The sequence below is a fragment of the Paracraurococcus ruber genome, assembly GCF_004353985.1.
Classification (GTDB): domain Bacteria; phylum Pseudomonadota; class Alphaproteobacteria; order Acetobacterales; family Acetobacteraceae; genus Paracraurococcus; species Paracraurococcus ruber.
Genome location: NZ_SMOA01000097.1, coordinates 1 through 18,298 on the forward strand (window position 1 = coordinate 1; position 18,298 = coordinate 18,298).

16 protein-coding genes are annotated in these 18,298 nt (G+C 72.8%); 9 read left to right on the plus strand and 7 right to left on the minus strand.

The window, feature by feature from the left end; translation table 11 throughout:
• Window positions 1–54: 54 nt before the first annotated feature.
• From E2C05_RS35155 to fdhD, 3 genes are all read right to left on the minus strand, one after another.
• Window positions 55–180: a hypothetical protein gene (locus tag E2C05_RS35155; protein ID WP_274607389.1), complete on the minus strand. Its 126-nt coding sequence runs from the start codon at window positions 178–180 to the stop codon at window positions 55–57.
• A gap of 106 nt (window positions 181–286) precedes the next feature.
• Window positions 287–892: a molybdenum cofactor guanylyltransferase MobA gene (gene mobA / locus E2C05_RS17310; RefSeq protein ID WP_275670506.1), complete on the minus strand. Its 606-nt coding sequence runs from the start codon at window positions 890–892 to the stop codon at window positions 287–289.
• Between the two features lie 65 nt (window positions 893–957).
• The gene (gene fdhD / locus E2C05_RS17315; protein ID WP_133220902.1) at window positions 958–1,845 is read right to left on the minus strand and encodes a formate dehydrogenase accessory sulfurtransferase FdhD; all 888 of its coding nucleotides are present in this window, start codon (window positions 1,843–1,845) and stop codon (window positions 958–960) included.
• Between the two features lie 87 nt (window positions 1,846–1,932).
• Between fdhD and E2C05_RS17320 the strand changes: the two genes are divergently transcribed.
• A complete protein-coding gene (locus E2C05_RS17320) occupies window positions 1,933–2,484 on the plus strand; it encodes a BON domain-containing protein (RefSeq protein ID WP_133220903.1) in 552 nt (183 codons plus the stop codon).
• Window positions 2,485–2,968: 484 nt separating this feature from the next.
• Window positions 2,969–4,663 carry a sigma-70 family RNA polymerase sigma factor gene (locus E2C05_RS17325; RefSeq protein WP_133220904.1) on the plus strand — a complete coding sequence of 565 codons (1,695 nt, stop codon included), beginning with the start codon at window positions 2,969–2,971 and terminating at the stop codon, window positions 4,661–4,663.
• Window positions 4,664–5,040: 377 nt separating this feature from the next.
• Here the strand turns inward: E2C05_RS17325 and E2C05_RS17330 are convergent, their stop codons facing one another.
• Entirely contained in the window at window positions 5,041–5,925 is an 885-nt protein-coding gene (locus E2C05_RS17330) for a phytanoyl-CoA dioxygenase family protein (RefSeq protein ID WP_133220905.1), read from the minus strand.
• 268 nt (window positions 5,926–6,193) lie between these two features.
• Here E2C05_RS17330 and E2C05_RS17335 point away from each other — a divergent pair, with 268 nt between their 5' ends.
• Window positions 6,194–7,246 carry an acyltransferase family protein gene (locus tag E2C05_RS17335; protein WP_133220906.1) on the plus strand — a complete coding sequence of 351 codons (1,053 nt, stop codon included), beginning with the start codon at window positions 6,194–6,196 and terminating at the stop codon, window positions 7,244–7,246.
• An 80-nt stretch (window positions 7,247–7,326) separates the two neighbouring features.
• The gene (locus E2C05_RS17340; RefSeq protein ID WP_133220907.1) at window positions 7,327–8,787 is read left to right on the plus strand and encodes an oligosaccharide flippase family protein; all 1,461 of its coding nucleotides are present in this window, start codon (window positions 7,327–7,329) and stop codon (window positions 8,785–8,787) included.
• Window positions 8,788–8,837: 50 nt separating this feature from the next.
• On the opposite strand, the gene E2C05_RS17345 is transcribed toward E2C05_RS17340, so the two are convergent.
• Window positions 8,838–9,848 carry a glycosyltransferase family 2 protein gene (locus E2C05_RS17345; RefSeq protein ID WP_158292191.1) on the minus strand — a complete coding sequence of 337 codons (1,011 nt, stop codon included), beginning with the start codon at window positions 9,846–9,848 and terminating at the stop codon, window positions 8,838–8,840.
• Window positions 9,849–10,021: 173 nt separating this feature from the next.
• Here E2C05_RS17345 and rfbF point away from each other — a divergent pair, with 173 nt between their 5' ends.
• From rfbF to E2C05_RS17365, 4 genes are read left to right on the plus strand one after another with little or no spacing between them, the layout of a single operon-like run.
• Window positions 10,022–10,903, plus strand: a complete 882-nt coding sequence (gene rfbF / locus E2C05_RS17350; RefSeq protein ID WP_133220909.1) for a glucose-1-phosphate cytidylyltransferase — start codon at window positions 10,022–10,024, stop codon at window positions 10,901–10,903.
• The gene (locus E2C05_RS17355) at window positions 10,891–11,946 is read left to right on the plus strand and encodes an NAD-dependent epimerase/dehydratase family protein (protein WP_133220910.1); all 1,056 of its coding nucleotides are present in this window, start codon (window positions 10,891–10,893) and stop codon (window positions 11,944–11,946) included. The genes rfbF and E2C05_RS17355 overlap by 13 nt, the downstream gene beginning before the upstream one ends.
• A complete protein-coding gene (locus E2C05_RS17360; RefSeq protein ID WP_133220911.1) occupies window positions 11,943–13,184 on the plus strand; it encodes a class I SAM-dependent methyltransferase in 1,242 nt (413 codons plus the stop codon). Before E2C05_RS17355 ends, E2C05_RS17360 begins: the two co-directional genes overlap by 4 nt.
• A gap of 4 nt (window positions 13,185–13,188) precedes the next feature.
• Window positions 13,189–14,433 carry a class I SAM-dependent methyltransferase gene (locus E2C05_RS17365; protein WP_133220912.1) on the plus strand — a complete coding sequence of 415 codons (1,245 nt, stop codon included), beginning with the start codon at window positions 13,189–13,191 and terminating at the stop codon, window positions 14,431–14,433.
• An 81-nt stretch (window positions 14,434–14,514) separates the two neighbouring features.
• Here the strand turns inward: E2C05_RS17365 and E2C05_RS17370 are convergent, their stop codons facing one another.
• Complete coding sequence (locus E2C05_RS17370) at window positions 14,515–15,282, minus strand: ATP-binding cassette domain-containing protein (RefSeq protein WP_240046769.1); 768 nt, start codon at window positions 15,280–15,282, stop codon at window positions 14,515–14,517.
• Between the two features lie 123 nt (window positions 15,283–15,405).
• Here E2C05_RS17370 and E2C05_RS17375 point away from each other — a divergent pair, with 123 nt between their 5' ends.
• Window positions 15,406–17,736 (plus strand): TonB-dependent receptor, encoded by a 2,331-nt coding sequence (locus E2C05_RS17375; RefSeq protein ID WP_133220914.1) that lies wholly within the window; start codon window positions 15,406–15,408, stop codon window positions 17,734–17,736.
• Between the two features lie 191 nt (window positions 17,737–17,927).
• On the opposite strand, the gene E2C05_RS17380 is transcribed toward E2C05_RS17375, so the two are convergent.
• Window positions 17,928–18,298: energy transducer TonB (locus tag E2C05_RS17380; RefSeq protein WP_133220915.1), on the minus strand; the 371-nt coding region annotated here is incomplete at its 5' end.

Sequence of the window (18,298 nt, forward strand, 5' to 3'; positions counted from 1 at the left end):
CACGCCGCGATCCGCGGCCAGGGCGGCGCGCCGCCCGGGCCGCCGCGCCTGGCGCTACAGCCGCACGCCTTCGGTCTGGAAGCGGTCGGTCGCGCTCTTCTGGAATTCGGTGTTCAGGACCACGGCGGCGCAGATCGCCAGCGCCACGGCGGCGAGGATGCCGGTGATGATGGCCTTCACGGCAGCGGTCTCCCTGCTTGGTCGGTTGCGGTGGGGCGGCGCCCCGCCGGAAGAAGGGCGGGGGTCCGGCCCGGTTCCGTACCGGCCCCGCGTCTTTCACAAACTCTCAGCCGCCACGCAAGAGGGCCTCGGCGCGGGCCAGGTCCTCCGGCGCATTGGCGTTGAAGAAGGGGTCCAGCGGTTCGGTGGGCCATTCGGCGCAGGCGCAGCCGAAGCGGGCGGTCCAGCGATCGATCTTGCGCTCGCCGGCCAGCAGGGCGGCGCGCAATTCGCTGCGCAGCGCGACGGGCCAGACGCCGATCGGCGGATGCGTCCAGCCGCCGGAGGTAGCGCAGGCGAGTGGCGTGCCGGCGGCCTGCCGCGCCGCCAGCAGGCGGGATGCGAGGTCATCCGGCAGGAAGGGGCCGTCGCCGGGCACCGAGAGCACGTCGGCCAGGTCCGGCCGGTGCTCCGCCGCCCAGTCGAGCGCCGCCAGCACGCCGGCCAGCGGGCCCGGGTGGTCCGGCAGCGGGTCCGGCACCACCGGCAGGCCATAGGCGGCGAGGCGCGCCGGGTCGCCATTGGCATTCAGGATCACCGCCGCCGCCTGCGGCCGCACCCGGTCCAGCACATGGTCCAGCAGCGGCCGGCCGGCCAGCAGGCGCAGCGGCTTGTCGCCGCCGCCCATGCGCCGCGCCAGGCCGCCGGCGAGGACCACTGCCAGCAGGCTCACGCCCCGGCCCCCATGCCCGCCCCCAAGAGTGCCCCCCAACCTGCCCCCGGGGCCGGCGCCGCCGGTCATTCGCCGGCCGCCTCCCGGCTGTTCTTCCGCCAGTGCTTCGCGCTCTCCTCCTCGACGTAATCGAGGTCGGCGTCGAAGACGATCCGCTGCTCGCCGGCCAGGGCGGTGAAGCGCTTGCCCTTGCAGCGGCCGATCAGGGTCACCCCCGCCTCCCGCGCCAGTTCCACGCCCCAGGCGGTGAAGCCGCTGCGGGAGACGAGGATGGGGATGCCCATCCGCACCGTCTTGATCACCATCTCCGAGGTCAGGCGGCCGGTGGTGTAGAAGACCTTGTCCGCCGGGTCGCAGCCGGTGCGGAACATCCAGCCGGCGATCTTGTCCACCGCGTTGTGCCGGCCGACATCCTCCATGTAGACCAGCGGCCGGTCGCGCTGGCACAGCGCGCAGCCATGGATGGCGCCGGCTTCCAGGTACAGCGTCGGCAGCGTGTTGATCCGATGCAGCAGGCGATAGAGGTCCGAGGTGCGGATCGCGGCTGACGGCGGAAGCCGCGCCTTGGAGAAGCTTTCCATGAGGTCGCCGAAGGCGGTGCCCTGGGCGCAGCCGCTGGTCAGGGTCTTCTTCTTCAGCTTCTCCTCGAAGTCGGTGCGGCGCTCGGTGCGGACCACGACCACCTGCAGGTCGTCGTCGTAGTCAACCGCCGTCACCCGGTCGTCCGGCCGCAGCATGCCCTGGTTCAGCAGGTAGCCCAGCGCCAGGTCCTCCGGCCGGTCGAGGATCGTCATCATCGTGACGATCTCCTGCCCGTTCAGGTAGAGCGTCAGCGGTCGCTCCACCGTGACGCTCGCCTCCACCGGCGCGCCGGTATGGTCGAGGCCGGTGACGCGGCGCGTCAGGCGGGGATCGGCCGGGTCCGGCTGGACCAGCAGGGCAGTGTCTTGCATGGCCGGGAAAGGGTGGGGCGGGGCGGGGGCCGGCGCAACCCGCCCGCCGGCGCTGGCGTTTTCCATGCCCATTCAAGGAGAACCGCCATGCCCACCTATCGCTTCCCCGCCGAGGCCGGCCTGGCCCTGGAGGGCGGAGCGCCGAGCGCCGCCGCCATCAGTCACCGTCTGGACGAACTGGGCCTGACCCGGCAGGGCGTGATGGTCTCCCGCCACGACGACGCGGCGACGCTGGAGGGCAGCGTCCCGGACGACGCGACACGGGAACGCCTGCTGCTCGCGGTCGGCAACCTGCGCGGCATCGCCCGGGTGGAGGACCGGCTGACCGTCACGCGGTCGGGGTCGGGGGGCGGGTTGCTGGACACCCTGGGGGCCTTCGCGCATCTGCCGGCCGGCAGTGCCAGCACCGAGGCCGCGGAGCGGGCGGTGCACCGGGCGACGCCGGATACGGATACCGGCTTCGGCCCGGGCGGCAGCATCCTGCATGTGGTGCAGCCGGGCGAGACGCTGGAGGCGATCGCCGGCCGGCACTACCACGACACCGCCGCCGCCGGCTGGGTGCTGGAGAGCAATGCGCCGGTCCTGACCGATGCCGCCTCGCTCCGGCCCGGGATGGTGCTGCGGCTGCCGCCGCGCTGACCGGCCTGGCCGGCCACCCCGTCCGCCGCGGCGCGGATGGCGCGGCCGGCCGGATTTCCCTGGCGGGACAAGGCCATCCTGGCCTGTCCGGCGGCCGGTGGCCCGGCGCCTCGCGGGGCGGATCGCCGCCCCCGGGCGACCCTTTGCCTGTGCAACAAAGCGGTAACCAATTATTTCTAACGGGGCCTTGACCGGCCATGTGCCCGATGCCTAAGCAACCGGCCGTCGCTGCAGCCCATGCCGCTTGCGCAATCCTGCCCCGCAGATTGGGCAGCAGGGCTGGTTGTCGGCTGCGTTTATCACCACATCCGCTACGCGCCGCGATATGCCGCGTGCCCCCCTGGACGGCTTCCTCCCCGCCATGCCGCAGCCGCGGCGCGGCGGGCGTTGCGCCGTTCGGACCGGGTATTGCGACCGGGACCTACACCGGCGCAGGCCGAATTCTGGGGGCGGGCCGCAGGGCCCGCCAGGAGTGGATCGAGTGATGGACGGGTTTGTCACCGAGACGATGCTGGATGAGGGCGAAGCCGAGGTGCGGGTGTCCCGCCCCCTGGGCGCGCCGGCCTTCGAGGCGCTGGTCGCCCGCGTCCCGGCCGAGGACTCGCCCGTGTGGGAGGAAGGGGAGGCCGCCGACGACGGCGACGATGCCCCGGAGGACCTGGCCGAGGCCGATGACGCCGAGGAGGATGGGGAGGCCACGCCCGCCGCGGCCGAGGCGGCGCCCGCCGCCGGCAATGTGGACGAGGCGGCGCTGGGCCGCACCGACGACCCCGTGCGCATGTTCCTGCGGGAGGCGTCGCGCACCGAGCTGCTGACGCGCGAGCAGGAAGTCGCGCTCGCCCAGCGGATCGAGGCGGGGCGGGAGGCGATGCTGGGCGCGCTGGGCGCCTGCCCCTCCACCCGCGCGGCGCTGACCGCCTGGCGCGATGCCGTCGCCGCCGGCGGGCTGCCGCTGCGCGAGCTGGTGGAGCTGGAGGCGATGGCCGCCGCCGCCGACAGCGCCGCCGCCGAGACGACCGAGGAAGGCGAGGCCACCGAGGGTACGCTGGACCAGAGGCTGCGGCCCGAGATCCTGGCCGCCTTCGACGCCGCGCTGGCCGGCGCGCCGACCACGGCCGAGCATGCCGCGCTGATCGCCGCCCTGCGGCTGCGCGCCGACCGGATCGAGGCGCTGATCGAGGCGGTGCGGTCCGCCCACCGGCGGATGGTGACGCTGGATGGCCGGGCGCTGCGCCTAGCCACCGGCGCCAAGGTCAGCCGCGAGGATTTCCTGAAGTCCTGGGATGCCGGCCCGGCCACCCTGGGCAAGCTCGCCACCCGGCTGAAGGGCGCGGGCGCCGAGCTGAAGGAGATCCGCGCCGAGGTCGCCGTGGTGGAGGCCGAGGCCGCCCTGCCGGCCGCCGAGCTGCGCCGCCTGCATGCCGAGATCAGCCGCGGCGAGCGCGACATGCGCAAGGCGAAGGAGGAGCTGACGCGGGCCAACCTGCGGCTGGTGGTGCACATCGCCCGCAAGTACCGCAACCGCGGTCTGCTGCTCGGCGACCTGATCCAGGAAGGCAATATCGGCCTGATGCGGGCGGTCGAGAAGTTCGACTGGCGCAAGGGCTTCAAGTTCTCGACCTACGCCACCTGGTGGGTGCGGCAGGCGATGACCCGCGCCATCGCCGACCAGGCGCGGACCATCCGCGTGCCGGTCCACATGGCGGAGACGGCGTCGAAGATCGCCCGGCTTGGCCGCATCCTGGCGCACCGGACGGGCCGCGAGCCGACCGCCGAGGAACTGGCGCAGCGGCTTGGCGTGCCGACCGAGAAGGTGAAGTCGGTGCAAGGGATCGTGCGCGAGCCGGTCAGCCTCGACACCCCGATCGGCGAGGACGACGACGGCCGGCTGGGCGACCTGATCGAGGACCGCAACGCCGTGCATCCCTTCGAGGCGGTGGCGCGGTCCGGCCTGCGGGAAGCGGCGGCGCGGGTCCTGGCCGACCTGACCCCGCGCGAGGAGCGGATCCTGCGGATGCGCTTCGGCATCGGCATGGAGCGTGACCACACGCTGGAGGAGGTCGGCAAGACCTTCAACGTGACGCGGGAACGCATCCGGCAGATCGAGGCCAAGGCGCTGAAGAAGCTGCAGAACGGCCAGCGCGGCCGGGCGCTGCGGACCTATCTGGACCGCGCCTGACCGGCTGCCCCGGCCGGGGCGGATGAGCGTGCGATGCGGCGGGCCGTGCGATGCGCGGCCCGCCGCCGCCATTTTCGGGCCTGTCCGATCGCATCGCGCATGGGACGCTGTGGCGCTGCCGCGTCGCGCCAACGGCACGACGGGTCATGCGCGCCGGGCGCCTGCACCGGCGCCGCACCCCGGGCCGCGCGGCGAGGGCACGCGGCGCGAACCGCCCCGCGGCCGAGGCGCCCTTGACCGGCCGGGATCGACGGCCATCGGCATCGGGTGATGGATCCTGGGGCGGCGTCACGCCGCGCCGCGCGCCTTCGCTGCAAGCAAGGCCCGCCGATGGGCGCCCGCACCGGTGGCGTGGCCGGGGACCCGCCCCGACCGCGTCAATTCACCGGGGCGACGAGCAGCCGGTTGACCCAGGGATCGAGCGGCCGTGCCGGCTGCACCGGCCGCGGCGCGTAGTCGAAGGCGAAGACCGGCAGCACCGAATACTGCGCCTGCAGCAGCAGCCGCGGCCGGTCCAGCGGCACCGCGCCGGCATGGATGCCCCAGGTATCGGCGACGAAGCAGGTGCCGGCCGGGCCGAAGACCGGCGTGACGGCGCCGAAGCGCGCCGCCTCCGCCGCCGCATAGGGGCGGGCGCGCACCCGCCCGCCGCGGCGATGCGACCCGTGGACATATATATGCGGGCCGTTCCGCGCATCCACGTCGGTCAGGTAGAGGAAGAGCTTCAGGAAGCGCCAGTCATCGGGGTCCCGGTGGAAATGCTGCACGTCGTCGCAGCGATGCGGCCGTGGCAGGGACCAGCGCAGCCCGATGGAGGACAGCGTGGGACGGCAGCCCAGATAGGCCTCGGCCAGCGCCAGCACCGCGGGGTGGTTGGCGAGGTCGAGCAGATGCGGGCAGGCCAGCACGGCATCCAGCGCATAGGCGGCGCTGGCCGTGCCTTCCGGCAGCGCCGCCAGCGGCACCGGGCCATCCGGCCCCTGCACCGGGCGCGGCGCCAGCCAGTCCATCACCTCCCGCAGCGCGGCAGGCGGCAGCAGCGGGCGCAGCGGCGCGATGCCGTCGCGATGCAGCGCTGCCAGGGTCGCGGCATCGGCCGCGTCCGGCTGGCCGCGGCCGGCCCGCAGCGACTGCGCCGCGGCAAGGCAGGCCGCGACGCCGCGCCGTAGCCGCGGCCGGGTGACCAGCCGCTGGCTGTAGTAGAAGGCGGCGCGCATCGGGCGGAAGCCCGGCCCGGGCGACAGGCGGGCATAGGATTGCATGGTGTCTCAGGCTCCCGGTGACCGGCGCTGTCCCGGCGCTGCCCCGTGCCGGCATGATGCGGCGCAATGCGCGCGCTGCGGCTGACACTCCCGGGAGCAGCGGCGTCGGGTCCATCAACTCCGGGTCATGCGGCAGCGGTGACACAAGCCTGATTTGGCGCGGCCGGAGCCTTCATGGGACGAGGATCGGCATGACGATCCCGCGGCCGGCCTGCCCGACGCCACTGCCCCGCCCATCCCGCTGGCACAGCGCCGGGGGGGCCTGACCATGCCGGACGGGGTGGCGCCGGCCGCCGCACGGCCGGCGGCGGCGCGGCGGCGCGAGCGGCGGACCGATATCGACCGTGCCAAGGGGCTGGCGATCCTGCTGGTGGTTGCCGGCCATCTGGTCGCCAACACCGCGCCCCCGGGCGGGGAGTGGTACGAGCCGGCGCGCTACCTGCTGTACCGCTTCCACATGCCCTTCTTCCTGTATCTCAGCGGCACGGTGGTGGTGCTGAGCGGGGTGCTGGACGCCGAGCCGCCCGACTGGGTGCGGCAGATCCGCAAGCGTGCCGCGCGGCTGCTGCCGCCCTTCTTCGCGATCGGCGTGCTGATCCTGCTGGCCAAGCTGGTGGCGATGCGCTTCGTCGTCGTCGACAACCAGCCGGACGGGCTGCTGACCGGCCTGCGCCACCTGCTCTGGGATACCGGCCGCAGCCCGGCGACCTCGATCTGGTATCTCCTCGTCCTCTTCCTCTGCACCGTCGCTGCCCTGGTGCTGCGGCGGGCGATCGGCAGTGGCGGCCTGCTGCTGCTGGGCCTGCTGCTGCAGCTGCCCGAGGTGCCGGAGATCGCCTATCTCGACCGCTTCGCGCGCTTCTTCCTGTTCTTCGCCGCCGGCGTCTGGGTCGCCGAGCGGCAGGACCGGCTGCTGCCGCTGATGCGGCGCTGGCAGGTGCTGTGGTGGGCGCTGTTCGCCGCCTCGCTCGGCATCGCCATGACGGTGTGGTGGGGCGTGGTGATCCTGAACGAGCGCTGGTCGCTGGTGGTCTGCGGCCTGCTCTGCATCCCGGCGCTGCACGGGCTGATCCGGCTGCGGCCGGTGAATGGCTGGGACTGGCCCATCGCGCTCGGCCGCTACGCCATGGTGATCTACCTGTTCAACACGCTGGCGATCGGCGCCGCCAAGGCCGGGCTGATCCTGCTGGGCATCGGCTACACCGCGGCCAATTTCCCGCTGCACCTGGCCGTGGCGATGGCGGCCGGCGTCTTCGTGCCGATCCTGCTGAAGCGCCTGGTGCTGCGGCGTGTCCCCGCGCTCGATCGCATGACCGACTGAAGGGGCACCGCCTGTCCGTGACGTGAAGCGCCCGGCCCCGCCGCTGCCGCCATAACGGGCCGACGGAAAAGGATGGGGCGATGCAGGCGAGCGGGGCTGTCGCGGCGGAGGCGGCGGCGCAGCCGCAGGCGGGCGGGCTGGTCGGCAAGGCGGCGTGGTCCGCGCTGGATTTCTGGCTGCAGCAGGCGGCGGCGCTGCTGGTCTTCGTCGTCGTCGGCAACCTGGTGGGGCCGGGCGCGGTCGGCGTGATCACCGTCGCGCAGCTCGGCGTCACCCTGGCGATGACGCTGCTGCTGGATGGCTTCTCCGACGCGCTGATCCAGCGGGCGCGGCTGGATCCGGCGCATGTGGACAGCGGCTTCGCGCTGCTGGGCGGGCTCGGCCTGCTGGCCGGGCTGGCGCTGTGGCTGCTGGCGCCGGCGATGGCGACGCTGTTCGGGGAGCCGGATCTCCGCTGGATCATGCCGCTGCTGGCGATCGGCCTGCCGCTGCTGGGCCTGGCGGTGCCCTGCCAGGCGCTGCTGCAGCGGCAGATGCGGTTCCGGGCGCTGGCGCTGCGCAGCGTCGTCGCGCAGGGCGCCGGCTTCGCGCTGGCCCTGGTGCTGGCGCTGCGCGGCGCGGGGGTGGAGGCGCTGATCGCCTATGTCCTGGCGGTGCGCGTGCTGGACACGCTGCTGCTGCTGGCGCTGGCGCGGCGGCTGCCCGGGCTGCAGGTCACGCGCGCCGCGATGGCCGACATCGTCGGCTATGGCAAGCACCGGCTGGGCAACCAGGTGCTGGGCTTCGTGGTGATGCAGATCGACCGCGTCACCGCCGGCCTCTTCCTCGGCGCCGTCACGGTCGGCCTGTTCTCGCTCGCCGAGCGGATCGCCAATGCGCTGACCGGCGGCCTGTCCGGCGTGGTGGGGCGCGTCGGCTTCGCCGCCTTCTCCGCCCGGCAGGCGGATGCGCCGGCGCTGCGGGCGGCGCTGGCCGACCTGCTGTTCCTGGTGAACCTGCTGGCGATGCCGGCCTTCCTGGGTCTCGCCGCGGTCAGCGGCGACCTGGTGGCGGCGCTGTTCTCCCCCGCCTGGGCGCAGGCGGCGCCGGTGCTGGCGCTGCTGGCGCTGGCCGGCATCCCGCATGCGACGAACTACGTGCTGACGGCGGCCATCAATGCCCGCGGCCGGCCGGACATCGCGCTGCGTTACACGCTGGTGGTGATGGTGCTGCGGCTGGCCGCCAGCCTCGCCGCGGCGCCGCAGGGGATCTGGGCGCTGGCGCTGGCCAACCTGGTGGTCACCGCGGCCTCCACCGGCATCGTGCTGCTGGCGGTCCGTGGCCAGCTGCCGGCACCGGCGGCGCTGGCCGGGCGCGCGGCGGCGGTGCCGGCCATGGCGGCAACGGCGATGGTGGCGGCGACGCTGGCGCTGGGCGCCTGGTGGGCGGCGCCGCCGGCGGTGCTTCTGGGTGCGAAGATCCTGCTCGGCGCGGTGGTCTATGCCGGCCTGGTCGGGCTGCTGGCGCCGGCCGCGGTACGGCGGCTGCTGCGGGGCGGCTGAGGCGCGAGCCGCCCGAGGCCGGGGGCGGGATCGCCGCCCCCGGCCCGCGGCTACTTGAGTTCCGGCAGGCTGCCCGGCCGCGGCTGGGCCGAGGCGCCGAGCAGCCGGTGCTTCATGGCCCGGATGCGCGCATGCAGCACCGGGTGGCGCGCCACCATCTCCCGCAGCACGTCGAGCCCGTGCTCGTCGGTGAACCACCAGCGCAGCAGCTCCGCATGGCAGGCGACGCGGTCGGCCGGGCTGCGCAGGTTCTTCGACACCAGCCGCAGGTAATGCCGCCAGACGCCGCCATAGAAGGTCGGCCCGCGCTGCGGCGCCTTGCGGCCCGGATCCTGCCACAGCTCCGCCGCCCGGCGGTCCTTCAGCAGGATGGCGCGGGTGTAGCGGTTCTCGTGCTCGCGGTGGAGGAAGAGCGGCTCCGGCACGCTCACCCAGGGGCCGCGCAGCGCCATCTCGGCCAGCAGCACGCGGTCCGACCCGCTATAGGCGCCGTGCAGCTCGGACCCGATCAGCGCCTCGCGGCGGAACAGGCCGAAGAAATCCTCGCACTGGTGGCGGGTGTGGATCGCCGCGGCGAAGCGGCGCGCCGGGCTGGCCGAGCCGATGCCGGGAAAGGCGTTGGCGTAGGAGCGGAGCGGCCGGTTGAGGCCGTCGATCTCGGTCACGCCCGTGGTGCACAGCACGGCATCCGGCGCCGCCTGCATCGCCGCCACCGTCTTCGCCAGGTAGCCCGGCGCGATGGCGTCGTCATGCGCCGCCCACTTGAAGTAGGTGCCGCGGGCGCGCTCGAAGCAGAGATTGTAGTTGGCGGCGGCGCCGAGGTTGGTCGGGTTCCGCTCGTACCGCACGCGCGGATCGCGCGCGGCGTAGTCGAGGCAGATCTCCTCTGTCGCGTCGGTGGAGGCGTTGTCCTGGATGATCAGCTCCAGCGCGCCGTATTCCTGGCCGAGCACGGAATCGATCGCCTGCCGGACATAGGCCGCGCCATTAAAGACCGGCAACCCGATGCTGACCAGCGGCGAAGAACCCGACGCGCCATCCTGTCCTGAGCAATTGGTCACACAGCCTCTCCCGCCATCCCCACGCGATGTAGAGCCAAACCACGCCACGGTCGTCAGGTAACGTCACTTATTCTCGCGTCCGCTCTACTTCACGTTGGCGTGCCAACGTTACGCGTGAAGTGCGCAGGGCAGGAAAACCGGACATCGTCAGGTGAACCCAGGAGTTCGGGACGATGAAGACAGCGATACTCGCGGGCGGTCTCGGCTCGCGCTTGGCGGAAGAAACCGAAGCCCGGCCGAAACCGATGGTTGAGATCGGCGGCATTCCCATCCTTTGGCACATCATGCGCTACTACGCGTGCTTCGGGCACCAGGATTTCGTGGTGGCGCTTGGCTACAAAGGGAATTACATCCGCCGCTACGCGACCGACTTCGCGGCGCTGTCGCCCGGAAACCTGCGCATCGACTATTCCCGCCGGCAGGTGGACTACGACACCACCCTGGGCAACGAGCGCGGTGAGTGGTCCATGGATGGCTGGACCCTCGAGCTGGTGGATACCGGGCTCGAGACCAATACCGGCGGCCGCATCAAGCGGCTGAAGCAGGTGATCGGCAACGAACGTTTCTTCCTCACCTGGGGTGACGGCGTCTCCACGGTCGACCTCGACGCGCTGCTCGCCTTCCACCGCTCGCACGGCAAGCTCTGCACGCTGACCGCGGTGCGGCCGCCGGCGCGCTTCGGCCACCTGGAGATCGCCGGCGACCAGATCGCCGAGTTCAACGAGAAGCCGCAGACCGGCGAGGGCTGGATCAACGGCGCCTTCTTCGTCTGCGAGCCTGGCGTCTTCGACTACATCGACGGCGACGCCACCCAGTTCGAGAAGTCGCCGCTGCAGAACCTGGCGGCCGACGGCCAGCTGATGGCCTTCAAGCACTACGGCTTCTGGCAGTGCATGGACACCATCCGCGACAAGGTGCTGCTGGAATCCCTGTGGTCGGGCGGCGAGGCGCCGTGGCGCATCTGGGACAGCCGCCGGCCCGGCGCCAAGGCCGCGTCCGATACCGACACCAACACCGCCGCCAATGACGTGGGGAGCCCCGCATGCGCGTCCTGATGACCGGCCATCTCGGCTATATCGGCACGGTCGCCGTCCCGCTGTTCCAAGAGGGCGGGCATGAGGTCACGGGCTGCGACACCGACCTCTACCGCGCCTGCACCTTCGGCAAGGACCTCGGCCCGGCGGGCGGTATCCGCAATCTCGGCCTCGACATCCGCGACGTGACGGCGGACCACCTGCGCGGCTTCGACGCCGTGGTGCATTACGGCGGCATCCCGAACGATCCGCTCGGCGACCTCGACCCGGAGGTCACCATGCAGATCAACACGGAAGCGACCGTCAGCCTCGCCCGCGCCGCGAAGGCGGCCGGCGTGCCGCGCTTCGTCTTCTCCTCCTCCTGCTCCAACTATGGCGCGGCGGGCGAGAATTTCCTCGACGAGCAGGGCGCCTTCAACCCCGTCACCGCCTATGGCCGGTCCAAGGTGGCGGCGGAGAAGGGGCTGCTGCCGCTGGCGGATGATCGTTTCTCGCCGGTGCTGATGCGCAGCGCGACGGCCTTCGGCGTGTCGCCGCGGCTGCGCTTCGACCTGGTGATCAACAACCTCACCGCCTGGGCCTGCGCCACCGGCGACATCCTGCTGAAGAGCGACGGGACGCCCTGGCGCGCCGTGGTGCATATCGAGGACATCGCCCGCGCCTTCCGCGCGGTGGTCGAGGCGCCGCGCGACCTGGTGCATGCCGAAGCCTTCAATGTCGGCTCGACCAGCGAGAACTACCAGATCCAGGAACTCGCCCGGATGGTCGAGCAGGTGGTGCCCGGCACCCAGGTGCGCTTCGCCGAGGGCGCCGGGCCCGACCTGCGGTCCTATCGGGTGAACTGCGACAAGCTGGCGCGGGTCTTCCCGCATGCCGCGCCGCGCTGGACCGCGCGCATGGGCGTGGAGCAGCTGCATGAGGCCTTCCAGGCCCATGGCGTGAGCAAGGAGGAGTTCGAGGGGCCGCGCTTCCAGCGCAAGGCGCATGTGCTGGGCCACATCGCCTCCGGCGCGCTGACCCAGGCGCTGCGCTGGGCCCCGCAGCGGGCGGCGAGGGTGGCATGAAGGCCGAGGCCTGCACGCCGATCACCGCCTGCCGCTGCTGCGGCGGCGGCGACATGGTCAGCGTCTTCGACATGGGGCAGATGCCGCCCTCCGACGCGCTGTCGCCTTCGGCCGAGGAAGCCGATCCGGCTTATCCGCTGGAGGTCATCATGTGCCGGAGCTGCGGCCTCGCCCAGCTGCGCCACACGGTGGCGCCGGAGGTGCTGTTCTCCGCCGCCTACAAGTACTTCTCCTCCTACACCCAGACGGTGGTGGACAACGCGAAGGACGCGGTGGCCACGGCGATCGAGCGGGTGAAGCCGGCGCCCGGCGCGCTGGCGGTGGAGCTGGCCAGCAATGACGGCTACCTGCTGAAGCACGCCAAGGCGGCGGGGCTGACGGTGCTGGGCATCGACCCGGCGCCGGCGCCGGTCGCCGCGGCGCGGGAAGCCGGGATCGAGACCATCCAGGCCTTCTTCTCGGAAGACCTGGCGCGGCAGCTGAAGTCCGAGGGCCGGCAGGCCATGCTGGTCTTCGGCAACAACGTGCTGGCGCATGTCGCCGACACCGCGGGCTTCGTCCGCGGCATCCGCGAGATCCTGCATCCGGACGGCACGGCGAGCATCGAGGTCCCGTATCTGCGCGACCTGATCGAGCATGTCGAGTTCGACACCATCTACCACGAGCATCTCTGCTACTTCTCGGTCACGGCGCTGTCCGAGCTGTTCCGGCGGCAGGGGCTGTCGCTGAACGACGTGCAGCGAATCCCGATCCATGGCGGCTCGCTGCGGCTCTTCGTGCAGCACCAGCCGGACCCCTCGACGCGGCTGATGCGGCTGATCGAGGAGGAGAAGGAGCTCGGCCTCGACCGGCCGGAGAGCTTCCGGGCCTTCGCCGCCAAGGTGGAGGGCGTCGGCCAGGCGCTGCGGGAATTGCTGGACGGCCTTCGCCGCGAAGGCAAGCGCATCGCCGCCTATGGCGCCGCCGCCAAGGGCACGATCCTGCTGAACTTCTTCCGGATCGGCCCGCAGGAGCTGATGTGGGTGGCGGACAAGAACCCGCACAAGCACGACCTGTACATGCCCGGAATCAAGCTGCCGATCGTGGGCGTGGAGCGGATCGAGGCCGATCGCCCCGACTGCCTGCTGATCCTGCCCTGGAACCATCAGGCGGAGATCATGCGGCAGCAGGCCGGCTTCGCCGCGCGCGGCGGCCGCTTCGTCATCCCCATCCCGCATCCGCACCTGCAAGGGGGCTGAGTCCGTGCCCGACATCATGGAAGCGGCCCCCGGCCGCTTTGCCAACCCGCTGACCCTGCGCCCGGGCGAGCGCGGCTGCTGCCCGGCCTGCGGCGGCCGCGCCCTGCTGCCGGTGCTGCGCCTCGGCTCCGTGCCGACCAACAGCTGCCTGATGCTGGACACGCCGGAGGAGGCGCGCGCCTATCCCCGCGGCGCGATGGACCTGGTCTTCTGCGAGGCCTGCTGCTTCGTCTTCAACCGCGCGCTCGATCCCAAGCTGACCGAGTATTCCGACCGCTACGAGCCGACCCAGGGCTACAGCCCCACCTTCCGCCGCTTCCACCAGGACTTGGCGGCGCGGCTGGTGGCGGAGACCGGCCTGAAGGGCGGCACGGTGGTCGAGGTCGGCTGCGGCCAGGGCGAGTTCCTGCACCTGCTCTGCCGGCTTTCGGGCGCGCAGGGCATCGGCTTCGACCCCTGCCTGAGCGAAGCCCGCGCCGATGTGGTGCAGGACCGTGCGGATGGCGTGACCCTGCGCGGCGAGTTCTTCTCGGACGACTCCGCCCGGGACCTGCGCTGCGACCTGTTGGTCAGCAAGATGACGCTGGAGCACATCCCTTCCGCCGGCCGCTTCGCCGCGCTGGCCCAGCGGGTGGCGCAGCAATCCGCGCCGGGGATGCAGATCTTCATCCAGATCCCGGAATGCGAGCGCATCTTCGAGCACGGCGCCTTCGAGGATGTCTACTACGAGCACTGCAACTACTTCACCGAGGCGTCGCTGACCGCGCTGTTCGCCCGGCACGGCTTCCGGATCGAGGGCGTGACGCGGGAATATGCCGGCCAGTACCTGACCATCCGCGGCCGCTACACCGGCGAGGCCGGCGGCGAGGTGCCGGCGGCGGAGCGGGCGCGGCTGCGCGCCATGCTCGAGCATTTCCGCGATGTCTGCGACCGGCAGATCGGCGAATGGCGGGCGCTGGTCGCGCAGCGCCAGGCGGCGGGCAAGGCGGTGGTGGTCTGGGGATCCGGCTCCAAGGGCGTCTCCTTCCTCACCGCCATCGGCGGCGGGGACGGCATCTCGGCCGCGGTGGACATCAACCCGCACCGGCAGGGGCATTTCATGGTGGGCACCGGCCATCCCATCATCGGCCCCGACGCGCTGCCGGCGATCCAGCCGGCAACGGTCATCGTCATGAACGGCGTGTACCGGGAAGAAGTGGCGGCCGACCTCGCGGCGCGCGGGTTGCACCCGGAACTGCTGGCGCTCTGATTCCGGTCGGCAGGCGTCAGCGCGCCTGCCGACCGGCCTTGCGCCCAGGTCGGCGCAAGGCCCGATGCGGCGGCGGCGCGCTCAGCGCGGCGCCGTGAGCCGGGCGAAGGCCTCAGGCAGGTCGGGCGCGCCGGCCTGCGCCAGGACCTCCGCCACCCTGCCTTCGGCGCGCACCTGGCCATCCGCCAGCATGACCACGCGTGCCTCCTCCGGCACTTCCTCGATCAGATGCGTGGCCCACAGCACCGCCAGCCCCTCCTCGGCGCAGAGCCCGCGGATATGCCGGCGCACCGCGAGGCGGCTCGGCAGGTCGAGGCCCGTCGTCGCCTCGTCCAGCAGCAGCAGCCGCGGCCGCGTCAGCAGCGCCCGCGCCACCTCCGCCCTTCGCCGCTGGCCGCCCGACAGCGCCCGCACCGTGCTGCCGGCGCGGTCCGCCATCTCAAGCCTGGCCAACTCGTGCAGCGCCCGCCGCCGCGCCTCGGCCCGCCGCAGGCCGTGCAGCGCGCCGTGGTACAGCAGGTTCTCGATGACGGAGAGGTCGGGATCGAGGGTCGGCTGCTGGAAGACCACGCCCAGCCGCGCCAGTGCCATGCCGGGCGCGTCCCGCAGCGCGGTCCCGAAGATGCGTATGCTGCCGGGCGGGCGGGCATCGAACAGCCGCGTCAGCAGGGCGAAGAGCGTGCTCTTGCCGGCGCCATTGGGGCCGAGCAGCACGGCGAATTCCCCGGGCATCACGCGGAAGTCGACATCCTGCAGCACGCGGCGCGCGCCATAGGCGAAGGACAGCCGCGCCACCGCCAGCGCCGGCGCGGCCGGCGGGATGTCCGCGTCGGTCGGGCTGGGATCCACTGCGGCACCATCCCGCGGCATCGTGTCGGCGGCAAGCCTGCCGTGTACTCACCGTCATGCTATGGGCCGCGCTGCGCCAGGCGGCGGATCCCGCACCGGCGCGGCAGGCCGGGGGAAACGAACATGGCGCGTGGACGGCGACGGCGGCGATTCCTGCTGTGCATCGCGGTGCCGTCGGCGATCGGCACCGCCGCCGCGCAGGATCCGCCGCCGGCGGCGACGCTGCCGGTGGTCGAGGCGGTGGGGACCACGCCGCTTTCGGCCAGCGGCCTGGCGCGGGACCGCATCGCCGGCAACCCGCGCAGCCTGTCCGCCGCCGACCTGGCGCGGGATGGCCGGCCGGACCTGGTGGATGCGCTGGTGCGGCTTTCCGCCGGCGTCGCGGTGAACGACACGCAGGGCAACCCCTTCGCGCCCGATGTCAGCTATCGCGGCTTCACCGCGTCCCCCCTGCTCGGCACGCCGCAGGGCCTGGCCGTCTACCAGAACGGCGTGCGGATCAACGAAGCCTTCGGCGACACGGTGAACTGGGACCTGATCCCGTCCATCGCCATTCGCGGCGTGGACCTGCTGGGCAGCAGCCCGCTCTTTGGCCTGAACGCGACCGGCGGCGCGCTGGCGCTGCGGATGAAGACCGGCTTCGACTCGCAGGGTGCCCGGCTGGATGCCTCCGGCGGGTCCTTCGGCCGCGCCGCCCTCGGCTTCGAATACGGCAGGCAGGCCGGCAATGCCGCGGCCTATCTGGCGGTGGAAGGGATCAACGAGGATGGCTGGCGCTTCCGCTCGCCCTCCCGCGTCCGGCGGCTCTATGGCGATGTGGGCGTGCGGGGGGAGAGGGCGACGCTGCACCTGTCCATCGGCGCCGGCAGCAGCGCGCTGTCGGGCAATGGGCCGACGCCCGTGCAGCTGCTGGGGCCGGAGCGCCGCAGCCTCTTCACCTATCCGGACCGCACCTACAACCGGATGACGACGGCGCAGCTGCGCGGCACCTACGAGATCGCGGCGAATTGGAGCCTGGAGGCGAATGCCTATGTGCGCAGCTTCCGCCAGCGCACGCTGAATGCCGACATCGCCGAGGCGGAGCGCTGCGACGACGATGACCTGGCCGGGCTGCTCTGCTTCGAGGGCGGCGCGCCGCTGGCCGCGGCGGGCGGCGGGACGGTCGGCGCCGGGCTGCTGGGCGATGCGGCCGCGGGCGTGGTGAACCGCACCGGGACCAACACGCTGGGCGCTGGTGGCGCGGCGCAGATCGTCTCCACCGAACCGGTGCTGGGCCGCCCGGCGCGCCTCGTCCTCGGCGCCAGCTACGACCATGCCAGCACGGAATTCCGCGGCGGCAGCGAATTCGGCAGCCTGACCGCCGACCGCACCGTGATCGGCAGCGGGCTGACCCTGGACGCGCCCGGCAGCGGAATCGCGCCGGTGCGGCTGGACAGCAGCACCGCCTATTGGGGCCTGTTCGCCAGCGGCACGCTGGACCTCGCGCCGCGGCTCTCCGCCACCATCGGCGCCCGCTGGAACACCGCGCGGATCGAGCTGCGCGACCGCATCGGCACGGCGCTGAACGGCGACCACGACTATTCCCGGCTCAACCCCGCCGCCGGGCTGACCTGGCGCTTCGCGGAACGCGCCACCGCCTATCTGGGCTATGCCGAGGCGAACCGGGCGCCGACGCCGGCCGAGCTGTCCTGCGCCGACCCTCTGCTGCCCTGCACGCTCGGCGCCTTCTTCCTGGCCGACCCGCCGCTGCGGCAGGTGGTCAGCCGCACCTGGGAGGCCGGGCTGCGCGGCACGCTGCCGCCTTCCTGGCTGGGCGGCCGGACCGGCTGGTCCATCGGCGTCTTCCACACCGGCCTGACCGACGACATCCTGCTGGTGCAGAGCGACATCCAGGGCCGCGGCTATTTCCGCAATGCCGGCGACACGCGCCGCCAGGGGATCGAGGCCGGCCTCAACTGGCGCAACGACCGCTTCGCCGCGACGCTGGATTATGCGCTGGTGGATGCCACCTTTCGCACGGCGCAGCGCCTGCCCAGCCCGAACCACCCGCTGGCCGATGCCGATGGCGCCATCCCCGTGCAGCGCGGCGACCGCATCCCCGGCATCCCGCTGCACCGGGTGCGGCTGGACGGCGAATGGCGCGCGACCGAGGCCTGGCGCGTCGGCGGCAACATCGTTTTCAACGGGGACCAGTACCTGCGCGGCGACGAGGCGAACCTGCTTAAGCCCATCGCCGGCTATGCCGTGGTGAACCTGCGCACCGCCCTGACGATCGCCCCGGGGGTGGAGGCCTATGGCCTGATACGCAACCTGTTCGACCAGCGCTATGCCAGCTTCGGCACGCTCTACAACCTGGAGACGGCGAGTGCGCTCAACCTCGGCCTGTCCGATCCCCGCAGCGTGACGCCCGGGCTGCCGCGCGCCGTCTATGGCGGCCTGCGCGTCAGCTTCTGAACGGCCAGGCCGCCAGGAAGCATCGGGCCTGCCCGCCGCCACGGCACCGGTCCGCGGCGGCATGACCGCGGATGCCGCCGGTCCCCGGGCATGGCGACGATGTCCGGCGCGCGGCTGCCCCGCCGTCCGCGCCTCTCGCCGGCCGGTGCGCCGTCCCGGCCGACCGATGCCAGGGCGGGTGCCGGCGCGGTCTATTCCTCCAGGCGGAAGCGGACCGGCACCTCCACCCAGGCCTCGATCGGGCGTCCATCGCGCAGCGTCGGCGCAATCTCCCAGCGGCGCGCGGCGGCCTGCGCCGCCTCGTCCAGCCATCGGTTGCCGGCGGAGCGCAGCAGCCGCACCTCCTGCAGGGTGCCGTCGCCGGCGATGCGCAGCCGCAGCAGCGCCGTCCCCTCGATGCCGGCCTCCCTGGCACGCAGGGGATAGTCGGGCGGCGCCGGCGGGCGGCGAAATCGCGGCAGGCCGCCGAGGATGGGAATGGCCGCCGGCTCTGCCACGGGCGGGGGCAGGGCGGCGGGCGCTGCGGCGGCAGGCGGGCGCGGCGCCGCCATGCGGCGCGGCG